The organism is Rhodococcus sp. NPDC059968 (assembly GCF_042738615.1).
GTDB lineage: Bacteria > Actinomycetota > Actinomycetes > Mycobacteriales > Mycobacteriaceae > Rhodococcus_F.
Map to the genome: position 1 here is coordinate 1 of NZ_JBHWUE010000232.1, position 3,144 is coordinate 3,144.

Genomic DNA, 3,144 nt, shown 5'->3' on the forward strand with positions numbered 1-3,144 from the left:
CTCGTCGATCGACTATCTCTCGCCGACCTGGTACGAGACCCGCTATCGTGAACAGCGTCCCCCGGCTACCTCAACCCCCGAGGTGGCCTGAACCGAGTCTCCACTCGATCCAGGGCGATTCAGCACCCACCTTCCGATATCAGTTGCCGGGCGTGATGCCGCCGCCCGATGGCGCCCGACAACAGGTTTCCGGCCAGACCGGGCGTGGCGTCGGTGACGAACGAAGTCAGGGCGCCATCGACCTGGTCGATGATCTGCTCCCCGCCGGGCTGGGCGGCGACGAAGTCGCGGGCCTGCTGGTCGATCGCGGGCGCGGCCAGGGCCGTGTCCTGGACGGCGTCGGCGGCGGCCTGGCCGACGGGGCCGGAGTTGTGCCAGTCGGTGAGTACCGTCTCGGTCTGTTCGGTCACGGCGTCGGAGTCGATGTCTGGGACCTCGATCTCCCGGGGTTCGCCCTTGTCACCGGCGGCGATCGGGGTCACCGCGGCGACCGCGGCCGCACCGCCTGCGACGGCGCCGAGCGCTGCCGCCGGAATCCCCACCGCCGCGCCGCCGGCGGCGGCTCCGACGCCGGTCGCGATGGCGCCGACCGGTGCCCAGCCGATGCCGGGGAGGAACGCGTTGCCCGCGGTGGCGCCGACGATTCCCGCGACGGTACCGACAGCGGCGCCACCGGCGACGGCGGCGGGGATTCCGACCGCCGCGGCACCGGTCACCGCTCCGAGAGCGCCGGCGCCGACCTGCGCGGCAGCGATCCGGTCGGCCCGGGACGTTTGCACACCGACCGAGCGCCAGGCCGTCGACACCCCGGATTCGACGACCGCGAAGGTGTTGTTGGTGCGGCCTGTGTCGACGTCCGTGACCCAATTCGGCTGCGTGAGGTGCAGTTCCCCGATTCGGAGGGTGTCGCGGGGGGCGATGAACGGCTTCGTCGGCTCCACCGGCGTCGGCAAGTGCAGCTGCTCGAACGCCGCCGGCGCGACGTAGTAGTCCTGCGGCTCGACGTAGAAGCCGGTGTCGTAGTCGTAGTTCGGCAGCGGCTGGTACTCGATGTTCTGGTACCGGGCGGGCGGGTCGATCCAGTACACCGGTTCCGCCGGGGTCACGGGCACGTATGCCGGCTCGGGTGCCGGTGTCGGGGTGGTGGTTCCGTTAGGGGTGTCACCGCCGGTGACGCCTTCCTGGTTGCTGCCGCCGGTGACACCGCCCTGGATCGGGTCGGCAGCCGCGGACGGAGACAGCGCGAGGCCCGAGGCGAGGGCGGCGGTGATCACCGCCAGGGCGGTAGCGGCCTGGGTGGCGCTCTGTCGACGATGCCGGCCTCGGGCGCGGCGGGCGGCGCGGTTACCGGTGTTGATGTCGTTGCTCATCGAGCATCGCCTTTCATCTGAGTTCGGCCTCGCGGGAACCGCGGGGATCCCAACCCGACGAGTTCGCCGGGCCGCCGCTTCGACTCCCTCGACGGCAGCTCCGCCTGCCTCTATATCGCCGACAGCCCCGACTGGGGCGATCACCGGCACAGCCTGTAGCTACCAGCTACACTTGTAGCAAATAGCTACACCACACGGGAGTGAAGCGATGCAAAGCACATCGGACAAGGTCACCCGCCTGGCAGCCGACCTGGTCGCCAGCGCCATGGCCGAGGGAGAACGGCAACACCGCACAGGACGCCAACAACTCGAACACTGGGCCCGGGTCGGGCGTGCGGTCTCGAGCCGGCAGACCGCGGCCCGGCGCCGAGTGGAGGACGCCCTCGCCGGCCGGTTGCCGATCGGCGAACTCGGAACCGAAGAAGGCACAGTGTTCAACGCCGAGATCACCGCGGCAATCGAGGAACAACTGGCCACCACCGACTACGGCGCCGCGCTCGCCGCCCAGGGAATCACCACGGTCGCGCTGTCCGAGGACGGTCAGATCATCGAGTACCGTCCCGACGGCACGCACACAGTCCTGCCCGAGTGAAACGACTCGACCTGGTGGTCGGCTGCAACGGCGCCGGCAAGTCCACCTTCGTGGCCTTCACCCTCGCTCCCCTGCTGCCGGCCAGCCCGTTCGTCAATGCCGACGAGATCGCCACACAACGATGGCCGGCGAATCCCGCCGCACACTCCTACGAAGCGGCAGAGATCGCCGCAAAGACCCGATCACACCTGCTGACCCTGGGGAAATCGTTCATCGCCGAGACGGTGTTCTCCCATCCGTCGAAACTGGAGCTGATCGACCAAGCGCGCACACACGAATACACCGTCATCTTGCACGTGGTGATGATTCCCGAAGAGCTAGCGGTCCAGCGTGTGCGCTACCGGGTCCGCGCCGGCGGACACGATGTGCCCGAAGACAAGATCCGCCAGCGATACCAACGATTGTGGGGCCTCGTCGCACAGGCGCTCCCACGCTGCGATCACGTGACCGTGTACGACAACAGCTCAAGCACCGGCCCACGCATCGTCGCCCAATTCACCGACGGACACCTCGTCGGCGAAGCCACCTGGCCCGCGTGGACACCCGCAGAACTGACCTCGCACACCAACCGGGGCGAACAACCATAGGCGCAGTAATAGCCCGGCGGATCCGAACACCCAGAACATGAGAAAACAACAGGCACGGCCACCGACTACGACGCCCCGAAAGTCACTGAAACTCGACGAGCCGGACACCTCCCTCGAACAGCTGACCGCCAGCCGGAAAGACACCCAGTCCCCCGTCGTGGACGTCGAGGACACCGACACCGCCGAATTCCTTCGAACTGCCCGGCGCCGACCTGTCCTGCGAAGAACTCACCGTCCACGTCCTCCCGAAACAGTCGGACGAATTCACCTGCACTAGTGGTGTGTCTCTGATTTAGCTGATCTTTTCCAGTGCGACCCGGCCGCGCGCAACCTTGGCGAGGATGGATTCGGCGGTCGCGGTCCATTCGTACGGTCGGGGGCTTTCATTGTGGGCATCGAGGTATTCCTCAATGGAGGCGATGAGGTGCGGTACGGAGTGAAATACCCCGCGCCGCAGAGCTTTATCGGTCAGCTCGCGGAACCAACGTTCGACGAGATTAAGCCACGAGGAGGAGGTGGGAGTGAAGTGCAGGTGGAACCGTGGATGCTTATCGAGCCAAGCCCGGACCTTCTCGTGCTTGTGGGTGGCGTAGTT

Annotated in this window: 4 protein-coding genes and 1 pseudogene; 3 read left to right on the forward strand and 2 right to left on the reverse strand. The window is 67.2% G+C overall.

Annotated features, from left to right (window positions below; translation table 11 throughout):
- Positions 1-119: 119 nt before the first annotated feature.
- Entirely contained in the window at positions 120-1,370 is a 1,251-nt protein-coding gene (locus ACFWAY_RS53305; RefSeq protein ID WP_378516476.1) for an insoluble domain protein, read from the reverse strand.
- 208 nt (positions 1,371-1,578) lie between these two features.
- Here ACFWAY_RS53305 and ACFWAY_RS53310 point away from each other — a divergent pair, with 208 nt between their 5' ends.
- From ACFWAY_RS53310 to ACFWAY_RS53320, 3 genes and pseudogenes are all read left to right on the forward strand, one after another.
- Positions 1,579-1,962 carry a hypothetical protein gene (locus ACFWAY_RS53310; RefSeq protein ID WP_378516477.1) on the forward strand — a complete coding sequence of 128 codons (384 nt, stop codon included), beginning with the start codon at positions 1,579-1,581 and terminating at the stop codon, positions 1,960-1,962.
- Entirely contained in the window at positions 1,959-2,549 is a 591-nt protein-coding gene (locus ACFWAY_RS53315; protein ID WP_378516478.1) for a zeta toxin family protein, read from the forward strand. The genes ACFWAY_RS53310 and ACFWAY_RS53315 overlap by 4 nt, the downstream gene beginning before the upstream one ends.
- Before the next feature lie 57 nt (positions 2,550-2,606).
- Positions 2,607-2,827 (forward strand): annotated as a pseudogene (locus ACFWAY_RS53320) (DUF4193 family protein); the annotation flags it as partial.
- A 14-nt stretch (positions 2,828-2,841) separates the two neighbouring features.
- On the opposite strand, the gene ACFWAY_RS53325 reads toward ACFWAY_RS53320, so the two are convergent.
- The coding region (locus ACFWAY_RS53325) for a transposase (RefSeq protein ID WP_378516479.1) at positions 2,842-3,144 on the reverse strand (303 nt) is incomplete at its 5' end.

Coding starts and splice junctions, on each gene's coding strand:
- ACFWAY_RS53305 (WP_378516476.1), bottom strand. CDS start 1,370: ATGAGCAACGACATCAACACCGGTAACCGCGCCGCCCGCCGCGCCCGA.
- ACFWAY_RS53310 (WP_378516477.1), top strand. CDS start 1,579: ATGCAAAGCACATCGGACAAGGTCACCCGCCTGGCAGCCGACCTGGTC.